Below are 15285 nucleotides of genomic sequence, written 5' to 3' on the forward strand. Positions count from 1 at the left end.
CTGCGGTAGGGCGCCCGGCCCTCAGAACAGCTCGCCGCGCAGGACGACGGCGCGCGGGTCCGCGAGGACGGAGACGTCCTCGCGGGGGTCCTCGGCGTAGACGACGACGTCGGCCGGTGCACCCTCCCGGATGCCGGGCACACCCAGCAGGTCACGCGCTCGCCAGCTGGCGGCGGCGACGACGTCGAGCGCGGGGACGCCGGCCCGCACGACCTCGACGAGCTCGGCGGGCAGCGACCCGTGCACGATGGTGCCTCCGGCGTCGGAGCCCATGAGCAGCGGCACGCCGGCCTCGTGGAAGGCACGCACCTGCTCGTGGCGGCGCTCGTGCATCGCGCGCATGCGCGCGGCGTACACGGGGTACTTGGTAGCGGCCAGCTCGGCGAAGTCCGCGAAGTGGGCCACCTGGAGCAGGGTCGGGGTGACGGGTATGCGGCGGCGGGCGGCCTCGGCGATGTGGTCCGCCGTCATCCCGGTCCCGTGCTCGATGCCGTCGATGCCGGCGTCGAGGAGGTCGTCGACCACCTCGCGGGAGAAGGCGTGGGCGGTGACCTTGGCGCCCGCCTCGTGGGCGGCCGCGACGCCCTCGGCGAGGACGTCGGCGGGCCACAGCGGGCGCAGGTCGGAGTCGACACCCTCGGACCGGTCGATCCAGTCGGCGACGACCTTCACCCAGCCGTCCCCGTAGGCGGCCTCCTCCGCCATCGCCTGCGGGAGCCGGGCGACGTCGTCGAGCTCGCGCCCGTAGTGGCGCAGGTACCTCTTGGGCCGCGCGAGGTGGTGGCCGGCACGGATGAGCCTGGGCAGGTCGGTCCGCTGCTGGACCCACCGGTTGTCCTGCGGTGAGCCGGCGTCACGGACGAGGAGCGTGCCGGCGTCGCGGTCGGCCTTGGCCTGGACCTCGGCCTCCTCCACGCTCACCGCCCCCTCGGGACCGAGCCCGATGTGGCAGTGCACGTCGACGAGCCCGGGCAGCACCCAGCCCTCGACCTCGCGTGCCGGCCCGGCCGGCGGCTCGAGCGTGAGGCGGCCGTCGACCACCCAGCACTCGTCGAGCTCGGCGGTGTCGCCGACGACGATCGTCCCGGTCAGGTGCAGCGGCTGGCCCATCCCACTCCCGTCAGCGCAGGTACTTCTGCAGGTCCTCGAGGTCGGGCACGGCGTCCGGGTCCGCCCCGGCGCCGCCCCCGAGACCGAAGGAGGACCCGGTGGGCGCGGCGGGCTGTTCGGCGGCCTTGCGCAGCGCCTCGGCCTCCTGCTTGGCACGCTTGGCCGGGTTGCCGGACTTGCCCTTCTTGCCCTTCTTCGGCGGGGGCGCCATGCGTCCCTTGGACTTCTTGCCGCCGCCGGGCAGGCCGCCGGGACCGAAGCCGCCGGGGGGCATCTTCCCGCCGGAACGGGCCATCTGCCGCATCATCGTCTTCGCCTGCTCGAAGCGCTCCATGAGCTGGTTGATCTCGGTGACGGTCGTGCCCGAGCCGCGGGCGATGCGCGAGCGGCGGGAGCCGTTGATGATCTTCGGGTTCGCCCGCTCCTGGGGCGTCATCGAGCGGACCATCGCCTCGATGCGGTCGACCTCGCGCTCGTCGAAGTTCTCCAGGGCCTCGCGCATCTGGCCGGCGCCCGGGAGCATCCCGAGCACCTTCTTCATCGAGCCCATCTTCTTGAGCTGCTGCATCTGGTCGAGGAAGTCCTGCAGCGTGAAGTCCTCGCCGCCGGCGACCTTGGCCGCCATCCGCTCGGCCTCGTCCTGGTCGAACGCACGCTCGGCCTGCTCGATGAGCGTGAGGATGTCGCCCATGTCGAGGATGCGCGAGGCCATCCGGTCGGCGTGGAAGCGCTCGAAGTCGGTGAGCTTCTCACCGGTGGAGGCGAAGAGGACGGGCCGGCCGGTGACCTTCGCGACGGAGAGCGCGGCGCCACCGCGGGCGTCGCCGTCGAGCTTGGTGAGGACGACGCCGGTGAAGTCGACGCCCTCCTGGAAGGCCTGCGCCGTCGCGACGGCGTCCTGGCCGATCATCGCGTCGAGGACGAAGAGGGTCTCGTCGGGCTGGACGACGTCCTTGATGGCCGCGGCCTGCGCCATCATCTCGCTGTCGACGCCGAGACGGCCGGCGGTGTCGACGATGACGACGGAGTAGAGCTTGTCCTGCGCGTGGGCCAGGCCCGAGCGCGCCACCTCGATGGGGTCACCGACGCCGTTGCCCGGCTCGGGCGCCCACACCGGCACGCCGGCCCGCTCGCCGACCACCTGCAGCTGGGTGACGGCGTTGGGGCGCTGGAGGTCGGAGGCGACGAGGAGGGGGGTCTGGCCCTGGTCCTTGAGCCACTTCGCGAGCTTCCCGGCGAGGGTGGTCTTACCGGCGCCCTGGAGGCCGGCGAGCATGATGACCGTGGGCGGACGCTTGGCGAAGCGCAGGTCACGGGCCTGGCCACCGAGGATCTCGACGAGCTCGGAGTTGACGATCTTGACGATCTGCTGGCCCGGGTTGAGGGCGCTGGAGACCTCGGCGCCGAGCGCCCGCTCGCGCACGGCGGCGGTGAACTCGCGCACCACCGGCAGGGCGACGTCCGCCTCGAGGAGGGCGCGCCGGATCTCGGAGACGGTGGTGGTGATGTCCTGCTCGGACAGCCGGCCCTTGCCGCGCAGGTTGCGGAAGGTGGCTGTCAGGCGGTCGGAGAGGCTGGCGAACAAGGACGTTCCTCGTGCTCGTTGGGTCCGGTCAGAGCTCCAGGGTACTTGGCGGCACCGACGGCGCGTGCCGCAGCCGCTCACGGCCCCGCGCGAGGAGCTCACCGACCAGCCGGGCACGCCACGGCGTCCACGCGACAGGGCCCGCCGCGCTCGCGTCGGCCTCGGTGAGCAGCGCGAGGAGCTCGAGGGTGACGGGACGGTGCCCGACGGCGGCGAGCAGCTCCTCCGCGACCTCCGGGTCCGCCGGGTCGCGCGTCGTGGCGAGGGTGGCGAGCGTGAGGTGCTCACGCACGAGGAGGGTGACCGTCGTCGCGACCGGGGAGGGCAGCCCGAGCCGCGCGACGACGACCGCGGCCCGCCGCTCCCCCTCTCGCGAGTGGTCCGCCGCGCCGTCGACCTTGCCGATGTCGTGGAGGAGCGCCGCCAGCAGGAGTGTCGTCCGGGCCGCCTCCGTCAGACGCGGGGCGCGGTCGCGCAGCAGCTCGGCGGCGTTGGCGGCGGTCTGGACGAGGTGCCGGTCGACGGTGTGCCGGTGCACCGGCGACCGCTGGGGACGGTTGCGCACGTCCCGCCACTCCCCGATCCACTGCGTCACCACGCCGGCCAGGTCCAGCGCCTCCCACACGGGGATCTGCGCGAGGCCGGAGGCGAGCAGCTCGAGGAGGTCCGACCGGGCGCTCTCCGGCCAGGGGACCGGCGGCGCTGGCGCCCGCCGGAGGCTCTCGAGGGTGACCGGTGACAGCGGCAGACCGGTCCTCGCCGCGGCGGCCGCCGCGCGCAGCGTGAGGCCGGTGTCCTGCTCGACATCGGCATCGGTCGCGAGGACGAGCTCGCCGTCGTGCTCGGCCAGCCCCGCCGCGACGTGACGCAGCCGGGGGGCCACGCGCCGTCCGCGCACCACCGTCGGGCCGCGGCGCAGCAGCGCGGTCCGGCGCAGCGCCTGGCGGGCGCGGCGGACGGTGAGGTCGAGCGCGGCGGTGACGACACGGGCGGCCTGGGCCAGCTCGGCGAGCAGCGCGTCCGGGCCGTCCAGGCCGAGCCGCGCCGCGACGTCGGGCGTGTCGGCGCGCAGCAGCCGCGTGGTGCGGCGGCCGGTCACGACGGCGACGGCGTCGCGCACGTCGAGGAGGAACCCGGCGGCGTCGTCGACCTCGCCGTGGGGCCGGTCGGCGAGCCAGGTGGCGGCGAGCGCCCGCAGGACGACGACGTCGCGCAGCCCGCCGCGGGCCTCCTTGAGGTCCGGCTCGACGAGGTAGGCGAGCTCGCCGTGCCGCTCCCCGCGCTCACGCACCGAGCCGAGCAGCTCCGGCAGGCGACGGCGGGCCGCGGACCGCCAGTCGGCGAGCACGGCGCTCCGGGCACGGGCGACGACGTCGGTGTCCCCGGCCACGTGCCGGATGTCGAGCAGACCGACGGCGGAGACGAGGTCGTCGGAGGCGACCTGGCGGCACCCGGCCAGGCTGCGCACGGCGTGGTCGACGTCGAGGCCGGAGTCCCACAGCGGGTACCACAGCGCCTGCGCCAGCGGCGCGACGGCCGCGGCGTCGTGGTGGCGCCCGTCGTGGAGGAGGACGACGTCGAGGTCGCTCGTCGGTCCGGCGTCGCGCCGCCCCTGCGACCCGACGACGGCGAGCGCGAGGCCGGTCGGCGTGTCCGGGACCGCGGCGTCCCACAGCCCGGCGAGGGCGGCGTCGACGAGGCCGGAGAGCTCGGCGCGGTACCGGGTGCCGGCCGTCGCACGACCGCTGCCCGCCCCGGCCTGGGCCGGGACGGGCAGCGGGAGGGCGAGCCGGGCCGCGCGCAGGTCGTCGACGGTGTGCGCGCGGCCCACGGTCAGACCGCGACGGCGCCGCGGTCGCCCGTGCGGACCCGCACGACCTCCTCGACGGGAGAGACCCACACCTTGCCGTCGCCGATGCGCCCGGTCTGGGCGGCCTGGACGATCGCGCCGGTGACGACGGTGACGTCGTGGTCGTCGACGAGGACCTCGATGCGGACCTTGGGCACGAGGTCGACGGCGTACTCGGCGCCGCGGTAGACCTCGGTGTGCCCGTGCTGGCGTCCGTAGCCGCTGGCCTCGGAGACCGTCATCCCGCGCACCCCCACGCTCGTGAGGGCCTGCTTGACCTCGGTCAGCCGGTGCGGCTGGACGACTGCGGTGATGAGCTTCATGACCCGACCTTCTCTTCGCTGCTGACGGTGGTGGGAGCGCCCTCGCGGGGCGGGAGGGTGGCGGCCAGGCCGCTGCCCAGGCCCTCGTAGGCGGACTCGCCGTGGACGGCGGAGTCGATGCCGATCGTCTCGACGTCCTCGGCCACCCGCCAGCCCAGCGTCGCCTTGAGGGCGAGGGCGATGACGAGGGTGACGACGGCGGACAGGACCATCGCGACGACGGCGATGATGACCTGGACGGCGAGGAGGTTGAGGCCGCCGCCGTAGAACAGGCCACCGTCGGTGGCGAGGAAGCCGATCATCACGGTGCCGACGAGGCCACCGACGAGGTGGACGCCGACGACGTCGAGGGAGTCGTCGTAGCCGAAGCGGTACTTGAGGGAGACCGCGAGGGCGCACAGCCCACCGGCGAGGAGGCCCAGGACGATGGCGCCGACGGGGCTGAGCGCACCGGCGGCCGGGGTGATGGCGACGAGGCCCGCGACGATGCCGGAGGCGGCACCGAGGGAGGTGGCGTGCCCGTCACGCAGCTTCTCGACGACGAGCCAGCCGATGATGGCGGCGGCGGCGCAGGTCGTGGTGTTGACCCAGGCCAGGCCGGCGAGGCCGTCGGCCGCGTAGGCGGAGCCCGCGTTGAAGCCGAACCAGCCGAACCACAGGAGGGCCGCGCCGAGCATGACGAAGGGGAGGTTGTGGGGGCGGCTGGGGGTGCGCCCGAAACCGCGGCGCTTGCCGACGACGATCGCGAGCACGAGGGCCGCGACGCCGGCGTTGATGTGGACGACGGTGCCGCCGGCGAAGTCGATCGGCTCGGCGATCGAGGCGAAGGGGCCGTCACCGCTGAGGAGGCCGCCGCCCCAGACCATGTGGGCCATGGGGAAGTAGGCGAGGGTGACCCACAGGCCGGTGAACACCATCCAGGTGCCGAACTTCACGCGCTCGGCCAGGGCGCCGCTGATGAGGGCGGTCGTGATGATGGCGAAGGTGACCTGGAAGCCGACGTCGACGATGACGGGCAGTCCGCCGTCGAGGACGAACTCCCCGGACTCGTCGAGGATCGCGCCGTCGAGGCCGAACATCTCGAAGGGGTTGGCGAAGAATCCGCCGATGCTCTGGCTGCCGTAGGACATCGACCAGCCCCACAGCACGTAGATGACTCCGATGACGCCCATCGCCCCGAAGGACATCATCATCATGTTGAGTACGGACTTGGACCGGGTCATACCGCCGTAGAACAGCGCCAGCCCGGGTGTCATGAGCAGCACGAGCGATGCTGAGACCAGCATCCACGCGGTGATGCCGCTGTCGAGCTCCATGGGTGGTCCTCTCGATCCCGGCTCCTTGCGGCCGGCTGAGGACCACCCTGCTCGCACCATGTTTCAGGCACGGCGCGGCAATGTTTCGACCGGGTGACGTTCTTCGCCGTCGTGTGACGGGCATGTTTCCCCGCCGCCGGCGACCACCCCCGCACCATGCGCCCTCTGTGCCCACTGTGCGCCCGTTCGAACGGGCGCACAGCGTGCCGAAGGGGCGCACAGTGCGGTGGTGGGGTGCCTACGAGAGGAGCGCCTCGACGAAGTCCTCGGCGACGAAGGGGGCGAGGTCGTCAGCGCCCTCCCCCAGCCCCACGAGCTTGACCGGGACACCGAGCTCGCGCTGGACGGCGACGACGATCCCGCCCTTGGCGGTGCCGTCGAGCTTGGTGAGGACGATGCCGGTGACGTCGACGACCTCGGCGAAGACCTGGGCCTGGCGCAGGCCGTTCTGGCCGGTGGTCGCGTCCAGGACGAGGAGGACCTCGCTCACCGGCGCCTGCCGGGAGATGACGCGCTTGATCTTGCCGAGCTCACCCATGAGGTCGGCCTTGTTCTGCAGGCGCCCCGCGGTGTCGACGAGGACGACGTCCGCGCCGGCGGTCCGTCCGGCCTGGACGGCGTCGAAGGCGACGGCGGCCGGGTCGGCGCCCTCACGGTCCGAGCGCACGGTGGTGACCCCCACGCGCTCGCCCCAGGTCTGCAGCTGGTCGGCGGCCGCGGCGCGGAAGGTGTCGGCGGCGCCGAGGACGACCTCGAGGTCTTCGGCGACGAGGACGCGGGCGAGCTTGCCCACCGTCGTCGTCTTGCCTGTCCCGTTGACGCCGACGACGAGGATCGTGGCCGGGTGCTGCTCGCCGTCGTCGCCCACGCCCTTGGTCGTGCGTAGCGAGCGGTCCATCGCGGGGTCGACGAGCTGGAGGAGCTCCTCGCGCAGGATCTCGCGCACCGAGGCGGCGTCCTTGGTGCCGAGGACCTGCACGCGGGTGCGCAGCCGGTCCATGAGCTCGGTCGTGGGGCCGATGCCGACGTCGGCGAGCAGGAGGGTCTCCTCGATCTCCTCCCAGTCCTCCTCGGTGAGCGACTCACGGGAGAGGATCGACAGCAGCGAGCGGCCGATGGCGCCCGAGCGGGACAGCCGCTCGCGCAGGCGCACCATCCGCCCGGCGACGGGCGCGGGCCGCTCGGCCTCGACGGCGGACGGCTCCTCGACGACGACGTCGGTGTCGTCCACGTCCGGAGGCAGGGTGTCGACCGGCGCGTCGGCGGTGGCGACAGGCGCGGCGGGCTGCTCGTCCGGCAGCGCGGGTGGACGACGGCGGCGCACGCCCGCGGTGAGGGCGGCGGTTCCGCCGGCGAGGACGACGAGGACGACGGCAAGGACTGCCCAGAGCTGATCGGTCACAACAGCCAAGTCTGGACCACGGGACGGTGGCAGGGCCACCGGGCGGGCGAGGCGGGGACCGGGGCCGCCCGCTGGGCCTGGGTCAGGCGGGCGCCTCGGCGGGGCGACCCTCGCCGCGGTCGGCGAGGACGGGGGCGTGCTCGCGGAAGTCACGCAGCCGCCCGGCGAGCTCCTCGGCGGAGGTGTAGGCGTTGCCCGGCTCGCTCATGAGGTACAGCGTGCCGAGCCCGCCGGCGTCCTCCTCGTCGACCTCGTCGGCCCACGTGAAGTCCTCGCGCCGCCAGGCGCGGACCGTGTCACGCAGCCACGTGCCCCAGCCCTCCTCGGGGCGCTGGGCCGTGAGGACGGCAACGAAGATCCCCGCGGCGCACAGCACCGCGAGCGTGGTCACCAGGATCGCCCCCGTCATGGGCCCATTATCACCCATGCAGGGGCGATTTGTGCTACCCCTTTCGCGGGCGTGCCTCAGACGCCCGCACGCTCCTCCTCGACCAGGCGCTGGCTGATGACGGTGGTGACGCCGTCACCGCGCATGGTGACGCCGTACAGGGCGTCGGCGACCTCCATCGTCCGCTTCTGGTGGGTGATGACGATGAGCTGGGAGTCCTCGCGCAGCTCGGTGAAGATCTCCAGGAGCCGGCCGAGGTTCGTGTCGTCCAGCGCCGCCTCGACCTCGTCCATGACGTAGAACGGGCTGGGCCGGGCCTTGAAGATCGCCACGAGGAGGGCGACGGCCGTGAGGGAGCGTTCCCCGCCGGACAGGAGGGAGAGCCGCTTGACCTTCTTGCCGGCGGGCCGCGCCTCGATCTCGATGCCCGTGGTGAGCATGTCCTCGGGGTCGGTGAGGACGAGCCGGCCCTCGCCGCCGGGGAACAGCCGGGCGAAGACGTCGTCGAAGGCGGCGGCGGTGTCGGCGTAGGCCTCCGCGAAGACCCGCTCCACACGCTCGTCGATCTCCCGGACGATCTCCATGAGGTCGGCGCGGGACTTCTTGAGGTCGGCGAGCTGCTCGGTGAGGAACCGGTGCCGCTCGGCGAGCGCCGCGTGCTCCTCCAGGGCCAGCGGGTTGACCCTGCCGAGGCGCGCGAGGTCGCGTTCGGCGCGCTTGCGGCGCTTGTCCTGCTCCTCGCGGACGTAGGGGACGGGGTCGCGCGGCTCCTCCCCCTCGGGCACGACGACGGGCACCGGCTGGTGGGGCCCGTACTCCTCGACGAGCACCTCCGGGTCCAGGCCCAGCTCGCTCACCGAGCGCTCCTCGAGCTGGCTGATGCGCAGCCGCTGCTCGGTGCGGGCGACCTCGTCGCGGTGGACGGCGTCGGTGAGCCGGGCGAGCTCGGCGGTGGCCTCCTCGACCTCCCCGCGCACCTGGGCGATCTCACGCTCGCGGGCGCCGCGTGCCTCCTCGGCCTCCTCGCGGGCGTCCGCGGCGGCGGCGAGGGAGCGCTCGACGACGCCGAGCGCCTGCTCGGCACCGGCGCGCACGAGTGCGGCGGTCTCGGCCTGCCGGGCGCGGCGCTGCTCGCGCTCGGCGGCCTTGCGGCGCGCCACACGCTCCGCCTCGGCCGCCCGCTCGAGGGAGGCGGCCCGGCCCGACAGTGCCCCGGCCCGCTCCTCGACGGTCCGCAGCGCCAGGCGCGCCTCGGTCTCGCGGGCGCGGGCCGCCCGGGCCTCCCCGGCAGCACGGTCCCGCTCCGCCGTCGCCGCCGTGAGGTCCTCCTCGGTGCGCTCGGGCTCCTGCTGGGCGACCTCGAGGCGGGTGAGGAGCTCGGCGAGCTGGCGCTCGTGCTCCTCGCCCTTGGCGACGAGCTCGGCGATGGCGGGACGGAGGCGCTCGGCCTCGGCCTCCGCGGAGCGGGCGGCGGACCCGAGGCGGCCCAGCTGTTCGGCCACGCCGGCGAGCCTGGCGTCCGAGGCGTGCAGGGCGGCGAGGGTCGCGTCGACGGACTCCTGGGCACGGGAGACGCGGTCGCGGGCGGCGACGAGTCCGAACCGGGCCTGCTCGGCGCGGGCGGTCGCGGCGTCGGCCTCGGCCACCGCCTCCTCGTGGGCGGCGTGCAGCTCGAGGACGCTCGGGCCGGCGCTCGTGCCCCCGGCGGCCTTCGCCCGCGAGAGCACGTCGCCGTCGCGGGTGACGGCGACGACGTCGGCGGCCGCCACGGCGGCGCGTGCGGCGGCAAGGTCGTCGACGACGACGGCGCCGGCCAGGAGGGTGGCGACGGCACCGGAGAGCTCGCCGTCGGCGGTGACGACGTCGCGGGCCCAGCGCCCGCCGGCCGGGGCGGCGCCGTCGTCGTCCTGGCCGGGGGCGCCGGCGACGACGAGGCGCACCTGGCCGAGGTCCTCGTCGCGGGCGCGGCGGATGGCGTCGACGGCGACGTCGGTGGACTCGACGACCGCGGCGTCCGTGTGGGCCCCGAGGACGGCGGCAACGGCCGTCTCGTAGCCGTGCTCGACGCTCAGCGCGTCCGGGAGGGAGCCGCGCAGGCCGGCGAGCCGGTCGGCGGCCTCGAGGAGCGCGCCGGTGCCGTCCTTGCGGGCGAGGGAGAGCTCGAGGGTGTCGCGGCGGGTCTGCCAGGTGCGGCGCTCCCCCTCCGCGGTGCGCTCCTCCTCGAGGAGCGCGGCGAGGGCGGCCTCGGCGGCGTCGAGCTCCTCCAGGGCCTCCTCGTGGGCCTCGTCCAGGCCCTCCTCGCCCTCCTCCTCACCGGCGACCTGCTGCTCGAGCGCGGTGAATTCGGCCTGGGCGTGGCGGCTGCGCTCCTCGGCCTCGGCGAGGCCGGCGCGCAGGCGCCCGATCTCCGCCTGGGCGGCCTCGGCGGCGCTGCGGCGGGCAGCGACCTGGCCGGTGAGCCGGGCGAGCCCCTCGCGGCGGTCGGCCACACCGCGGTGGACGGCGGCCAGGGCCCGCTCGGCCTCCCGCTCGGCCTCCTCCAGGCGGGTGCGCTCGGCCACGACGGCGTCGCGGGCTGCGCGGGCGGTCTCGACCTCTGCGGCGAGGGCCTGCTCCTCCTCGCGGGCGCGGGCGGCGCGGGCGTCGAGCTCCTCGGGGTCGGTGCCGCGGTGCTCCTGGGTGGGGGCGCCGAGCAGGCGGGTGCGCTCGGCGGCCAGCGAGTGCAGGCCGCGCAGCCGCTCACGCAGCCCGGACAGGGAGTGCCAGGTGTCCGTCGCCTCCCGCAGGAGCGGTGCGGCGGCCGCGGCCTGCGCCTCCAGGGCGGCGAGCCTGCTGCGGGCGGAGTCGGCGGCGGCCTCGACGGCGGTGCGCCGCTCCCGCAGGGCGGTCTCGTCGGCGACCTCCCGCTGGAGGGTCGCGGTGAGCTGGACGAGGTCGTCGGCCAGCAGCCGGGCCCTGGAGTCGCGCAGGTCGGCCTGGATGACCTGGGCGCGGCGGGCGACGTCGGCCTGCTTGGCGAGCGGGCCGAGCTGGCGGCGGATCTCGGTGGACAGGTCGGTGACGCGGTCGACGTTGGCGCGCATCGCCTCGAGCTTGCGCAGCGCCTTCTCCTTGCGGCGGCGGTGCTTGAGGACGCCGGCGGCCTCCTCGATGAAGCCGCGGCGCTCCTCGGGGCCGGCGGACAGGACGGCGTCGAGCTGCCCCTGCCCGACGATGACGTGCATCTCCCGGCCCATGCCGGTGTCGGAGAGGAGCTCCTGGATGTCGAGGAGCCGGCAGGACTCGCCGTTGATCGCGTACTCCGAGCCGCCGCCCCGGAAGAGGGTGCGCGAGATCGTCACCTCGGAGTAGTCGATGGGCAGCAGCCCGTCGGAGTTGTCGATCGTGAGGGAGACCTCGGCCCGGCCGAGCGGTGCGCGCGAGGAGGTGCCGGCGAAGATAACGTCGGACATCGAGCCGCCGCGCAGGGACTTGGCGCCCTGCTCCCCCATCACCCAGGACAGGGCGTCGACGACGTTGGACTTGCCCGAGCCGTTGGGACCCACCACGCAGGTGATCCCCGGCTCCAGGTGGAGGGTCGTCGCCGACGCGAAGGACTTGAACCCCCGCAGCGTCAGCGTCTTGAGATGCACGGCTGCAGCCTAACGGCCCGCGCCCCCACCCCCCATGACGCCGAGAGCTGAGATGTTCCGGGGAACATCTCAGCTCTCGGCGGAAGACGAGTCAGAGAGCCGGGAACCAGAGGGCGATCTCGCGCTGGGCCGACTCCTCGGAGTCGGAGCCGTGGACGAGGTTCTGGATCACCTGGGTGTCCCAGGCGCGGGCGAGGTCGCCGCGGATGGTGCCGGGGGCCGCCGTCGTCGGCTCGGTGGTACCGGCGAGGGAGCGGAAGCCCTCGATGACGCGGTTGCCCTCGACGACGGCGGCGACGAGCGGGCCGGAGCCCATGAACTCGAGGAGCGGCTCGAAGTGCGGGCGCCCACGGTGCTCGGCGTAGTGCTCGCCGAGGAGCTCGGCGTCGGCGCTGCGCATCTCGAGGGCGACGATGCGGTAGCCCTTGGCCTCGATGCGGCGCAGGACCTCCCCGACGAGGGAGCGCTGGACGCCGTCGGGCTTGATGAGGACGAGGGTGCGTTCGGTAGTCACGCGACCGACCCTACCCGGCCGCTGCGGCGTCCCCCGCGCCGTGGCGCTGCTCGTACTCGCGCTCGGCGTCCTCGCGCACGACGCGCTCCGCGTCGATCTGCCCGCCGACGCGCAGCGACACGAGCCACAGCACCGCGAAGATGCCGCCGACGGCGAACATCATCGGCACAACGAGGCCGGTGGCGATGAGCGCGACCTGGAGCACCGAGCCGAGCACGTACCCGACCGTCCCCCGCCGCACGAGCGCGCCGGCCACGACCGACCACAGCGCGAGCACCGCTCCGCCGAGGACGATCTCGCGGACCGGCGCCAGCCGCAGGCCGTAGGCGACGAGGCCGGCGAAGAGGACGACCATCGCCTCGCTGAGGAGGAGGGTCGCGGTGAACAGCGCCCGGGCGCTGCGCCTGGGGCGGCGGCTCACTGCTCCGCCTGCTGGCCGTACTCGGCCACGAGCGGGATGACGTCGGCGATGGAGTCGACCACCCGGCTGGGCACGTAGGGGAAGCGGTCGACCTGCTCGGGGCGGGTGGAGCCGGACAGGACGAGGATGGTGCGCATGCCGGCCTCGAGGCCGGAGATGACGTCGGTGTCCATCCGGTCCCCGATCATCACGGTGGACTCGGAGTGGGCGTCGATCCGGTTGAGCGCGCTGCGCATCATGAGCGGGTTGGGCTTGCCGACGAAGTAGGGCTCGACGCCGGTGGCCCGGGTGATGAGGGCGGCCACCGCTCCCGTGGCCGGCAGCGTGCCCTCCTGGGAGGGGCCGGAGGGGTCGGGGTTGGTCGCGATGAACCGGGCGCCGGCCTCGATGAGCCGGATCGCGCGGGTGATCGCCTCGAAGGAGTAGGTGCGGGTCTCCCCGAGGACGACGTAGTCGGGGTCGGTGTCGGTCATCGTGTAGCCGATGTCGTGCAGCGCGGTGGTGAGCCCCGCCTCGCCGACGACGTAGGCGCTGCCGCCGCGGCGCTGGCCGTCGAGGAACTGCGCGGCGGCCATCGCCGAGGTCCAGATCGCGTCCTCGGGGATGTCGATGCCGCCGGCGCGCAGCCGCGCCCGCAGGTCGCGCGGGGTGAAGATCGAGTTGTTCGTCAGGACGAGGAAGCGCCGCCCGGAGTCGATGAGGGTCTGGATGAACTCGGCGGCCCCGGGGATGGCCTGCTGCTCGTGGACGAGCACGCCGTCCATGTCGGTCAACCAGCTCTCGACGGGCTTCATCTCGCTCATGGCCCCTATCGTGCCCTACGTGCCGCGCCGGCAGCCTCAGTGGCCGCGGTCGACCCACTCCTGCAGGTGCGGCTTCTCGGCGCCCACCGACGTCGCGTCCCCGTGGCCAGTGAGCACCTCGGTGGACCCGGGCAGGGTGAGGATCCGCTCGCGGATCGACTCGATGATCGTGGGGAAGTCGGAGTAGGAGCGACCGGTCGCGCCCGGGCCACCGCTGAAGAGCGTGTCCCCGGAGAAGAGCACGCCGCCCTCCCCCAGGTCCGGTGCGTGGAAGCACGTCGAGCCGGGCGAGTGGCCGGGGGTGTGCAGGGCGGTCAGCGTGACGCCGGCGACGGTGGTCTCCTTCCCGTCGACGATCTCCTCGTCCGCCGTCGTGCCGGGGTACACCTGCTCCCACAGCATGGTGTCGGCCGGGTTGAGGTGGACCGGAGCGCCCACCTGGGCGGCGACGTCGCGCACGGCCCGGATGTGGTCGTCGTGCCCGTGGGTGAGCAGGACGGCGACGACACGCCGGCCGGCGACCGCCTCGACGACGGCGGCCGCATCGTGGGCGGGGTCGATGACGACGCACTCGGCGTCGTCGCCCACGATCCACACGTTGTTGTCGACGTCCCAGGTCCCGCCGTCCAGGGAGAACGTCCCGCTCGTCACGAGGTTCTCGACGCGGACGCGGCCGGTGCTGTCGGTGCGCACGGGGGTGGTCATCGGGTGGCTCCCATCGGGTCGGTGACGGCCGGTAACAAGTCAGCTGTCGGCGCTAGGGGGAAGGCTGTCGGCGGTAAGTGCGCTGTCGGCGGTAAGGGGGGGGGTGGGGGCGGGTCAGGAGGCGGGGGGATCGTTGATCTCGACGACGGAGCGCAGCACCTTGCCCGCGCTCATCTTGTCGAAGGCGGGCTCGACATCGTCGATGCCGATGCGCTCGGTGACGAAGCCGTCGAGGTCGAGGCGGCCCAGGCGGTACTGCTCCACGAGCATGGGGAAGTCGCGCGAGGGCAGCGTGTCGCCGTACCACGCGGACTTGATCGCCCCGCCGCGCCCGAAGACCTGGTCCAGCGGGATCTCCCACGTGGTGCCCGGGTCGGGCACGCCGACGAGGACGACGCGGCCGGCGAGGTCACGTGCCTCGAAGGCCTGGGCGAAGGTGGCGGCGACCCCGACGGCGTCGACGACGACGTCCGCGCCGAACCCGCCGGTGAGCTCCCGGATCGCCTCGACCGGGTCCTGCTCGCGGGAGTTGACGGTGTGGGTGGCGCCGAAGCGGCGGGCGGTGGCGAGCTTCTCGTCGTCGAGGTCGACGGCGATGATCGTCGTCGCCCCGGCGAGCACGGCCCCGGCGACCGCGGCCGTGCCGACCCCGCCGCAGCCGATGACGGCCACGGACTCCCCGCGCTGGACCGCACCGGTGTTGAGGACGGCGCCGATCCCCGCCATGACGCCGCAGCCGAGCAGGCCGAGGGCGGCGTACTGCTCGGGGCCGATGTCGCCCTCGATCCTCGTGCACTGGCCGGCGGCGACGAGCGTCTTCTCGGCGAAGGCACCGATGCCGAGCGCCGGGGTGAGCTCGGTGCCGTCCTGCAGGGTCATCTTCTGCCGCGCGTTGTGGGTGGCGAAGCAGTACCAGGGCTGGCCCTTGCGGCACGCGCGGCACTGCCCGCACACGGCGCGCCAGTTGAGGATGACGCGGTCCCCGACGGCGATCTCGGTGACCCCCTCACCGACGGCGGACACGACGCCGGAGGCCTCGTGCCCGAGGAGGAAGGGGAAGTCGTCGCTGACGCCGCCGACCTTGTAGTGGAGGTCCGTCTGGCACACCCCGCACGTGATGACGTCGACGAGCGCCTCCCCCGGTCCGGGGTCGGGGACGAGGATGGTCTCCACGGTGGCGGGGGCGTCCTTCGCCGTGACGACGACGGCCTTGACCTCATGCATCGGGTGAGTTCCC

13 protein-coding genes are annotated in these 15285 nt (G+C 74.1%); all 13 read right to left on the minus strand.

All coding sequences use genetic code 11. The features are described 5' to 3' along the window. Positions 1 to 21 precede the first annotated feature (21 nt). The 13 genes from DSZ44_RS09400 to DSZ44_RS09460 all read right to left on the minus strand — a co-directional run bounded on the left by DSZ44_RS09400 (position 22) and on the right by DSZ44_RS09460 (position 15272). On the minus strand, positions 22 to 1110 hold the full coding sequence (locus tag DSZ44_RS09400; protein WP_110852357.1) for an amidohydrolase family protein: 1089 nt from the start codon (positions 1108 to 1110) through the stop codon (positions 22 to 24). 10 nt (positions 1111 to 1120) lie between these two features. After that, positions 1121 to 2695: a signal recognition particle protein gene (gene ffh / locus DSZ44_RS09405; RefSeq protein WP_110852358.1), complete on the minus strand. Its 1575-nt coding sequence runs from the start codon at positions 2693 to 2695 to the stop codon at positions 1121 to 1123. Between the two features lie 28 nt (positions 2696 to 2723). After that, positions 2724 to 4526, minus strand: a complete 1803-nt coding sequence (locus tag DSZ44_RS09410; RefSeq protein WP_258369372.1) for a [protein-PII] uridylyltransferase family protein — start codon at positions 4524 to 4526, stop codon at positions 2724 to 2726. 2 nt (positions 4527 to 4528) lie between these two features. Beyond that, on the minus strand, positions 4529 to 4867 hold the full coding sequence (locus DSZ44_RS09415; protein WP_110852359.1) for a P-II family nitrogen regulator: 339 nt from the start codon (positions 4865 to 4867) through the stop codon (positions 4529 to 4531). Continuing rightward, the gene (locus tag DSZ44_RS09420; RefSeq protein WP_110852360.1) at positions 4864 to 6183 is read right to left on the minus strand and encodes an ammonium transporter; all 1320 of its coding nucleotides are present in this window, start codon (positions 6181 to 6183) and stop codon (positions 4864 to 4866) included. The genes DSZ44_RS09415 and DSZ44_RS09420 overlap by 4 nt, the downstream gene beginning before the upstream one ends. Before the next feature lie 238 nt (positions 6184 to 6421). Continuing rightward, positions 6422 to 7585: a signal recognition particle-docking protein FtsY gene (gene ftsY, locus DSZ44_RS09425; protein WP_110852361.1), complete on the minus strand. Its 1164-nt coding sequence runs from the start codon at positions 7583 to 7585 to the stop codon at positions 6422 to 6424. 82 nt (positions 7586 to 7667) lie between these two features. After that, positions 7668 to 7994, minus strand: a complete 327-nt coding sequence (locus DSZ44_RS09430) for a hypothetical protein (RefSeq protein WP_110852362.1) — start codon at positions 7992 to 7994, stop codon at positions 7668 to 7670. 56 nt (positions 7995 to 8050) lie between these two features. Beyond that, complete coding sequence (smc, locus tag DSZ44_RS09435) at positions 8051 to 11605, minus strand: chromosome segregation protein SMC (protein ID WP_181424589.1); 3555 nt, start codon at positions 11603 to 11605, stop codon at positions 8051 to 8053. Between the two features lie 91 nt (positions 11606 to 11696). Beyond that, positions 11697 to 12119 carry a nucleoside-diphosphate kinase gene (gene ndk / locus DSZ44_RS09440; protein ID WP_110852363.1) on the minus strand — a complete coding sequence of 141 codons (423 nt, stop codon included), beginning with the start codon at positions 12117 to 12119 and terminating at the stop codon, positions 11697 to 11699. 10 nt (positions 12120 to 12129) lie between these two features. Further along, positions 12130 to 12540: a DUF4233 domain-containing protein gene (locus DSZ44_RS09445; protein ID WP_258369374.1), complete on the minus strand. Its 411-nt coding sequence runs from the start codon at positions 12538 to 12540 to the stop codon at positions 12130 to 12132. Further along, positions 12537 to 13343 carry an HAD-IIA family hydrolase gene (locus DSZ44_RS09450; RefSeq protein ID WP_110852364.1) on the minus strand — a complete coding sequence of 269 codons (807 nt, stop codon included), beginning with the start codon at positions 13341 to 13343 and terminating at the stop codon, positions 12537 to 12539. The genes DSZ44_RS09445 and DSZ44_RS09450 overlap by 4 nt, the downstream gene beginning before the upstream one ends. 36 nt (positions 13344 to 13379) lie before the next feature. Beyond that, complete coding sequence (locus DSZ44_RS09455; RefSeq protein ID WP_110852365.1) at positions 13380 to 14048, minus strand: MBL fold metallo-hydrolase; 669 nt, start codon at positions 14046 to 14048, stop codon at positions 13380 to 13382. A 114-nt stretch (positions 14049 to 14162) separates the two neighbouring features. After that, a complete protein-coding gene (locus tag DSZ44_RS09460; protein WP_110852366.1) occupies positions 14163 to 15272 on the minus strand; it encodes an S-(hydroxymethyl)mycothiol dehydrogenase in 1110 nt (369 codons plus the stop codon). Positions 15273 to 15285 lie beyond the last annotated feature (13 nt).

This window comes from Georgenia satyanarayanai (assembly GCF_900116375.1).
Classification (GTDB): domain Bacteria; phylum Actinomycetota; class Actinomycetes; order Actinomycetales; family Actinomycetaceae; genus Oceanitalea; species Oceanitalea nanhaiensis.